This is a genomic window from Pontimicrobium sp. MEBiC06410 (assembly GCF_053601615.1).
Window position 1 is genome coordinate 1 of sequence record NZ_JBSHNT010000087.1, and the last position, 254, is coordinate 254.

Annotated in this window: 1 pseudogene; it reads left to right on the forward strand. The window is 43.7% G+C overall.

Annotated elements, in window-relative coordinates:
* Positions 1–254, forward strand: a pseudogene (locus tag ACVC08_RS00550) (hypothetical protein); the annotation flags it as partial.

Below are 254 nucleotides of genomic sequence, written 5' to 3' on the forward strand. Positions count from 1 at the left end.
CCGATGAAACCTTTACCGTCGATGGCACAGTAACCAGCGGAAACACAGCAAACACAGACCCAAGCGGAACAGTAACGATTATTGATAATGATATATGTATTTCGGATCCATTAACAGACTGTGATGGAGACGGAACACCAAATGGTACCGACCCAGATCCAAATGATCCATGTACAGATGATGGAACATTAGGCGACGAAGATTTAAATAACCCAATATTTGCAGATGCAGATTGCGATGGCGATGGGGTAACA